This window comes from Candidatus Merdisoma sp. JLR.KK006, from assembly GCF_036941035.1.
Taxonomy (GTDB): domain Bacteria; phylum Bacillota; class Clostridia; order Lachnospirales; family Lachnospiraceae; genus Laedolimicola.
In genome coordinates this window covers 1-247 of the sequence record NZ_JAYMNS010000109.1, presented here as the reverse complement: position 1 = coordinate 247, position 247 = coordinate 1, and the positions used below count along the sequence as shown (strand labels likewise).

The window sequence follows — 247 nt, the reverse complement described above, 5'->3', positions numbered from 1 at the left end:
CATATACCTTCAAAACTATATACTGAAATATCTCTTACATCTTGGTTTTCTTTGTTCTTCCTCTTCCTATGACGCTTCTTGGTCAAGCCCTCGACCGATTAGTAGCAGTCAGCTCCATACATTGCTGCACTTCCACCTCTGCCCTATCTACCTTGTCGTCTTCAAGGGGTCTTACTGCTTTCGCATGGGATATCTCATCTTGAGGGGGGCTTCACGCTTAGATGCCTTCAGCGTTTATCCCTTCCCG

At 46.2% G+C, this 247-nt stretch carries 1 rRNA gene; it reads right to left on the bottom strand.

From position 1 onward, the window contains the following. Positions 1-78: 78 nt before the first annotated feature. Positions 79-247: ribosomal RNA gene (locus tag VSQ61_RS22805) — 23S ribosomal RNA — on the bottom strand; the annotation flags it as partial.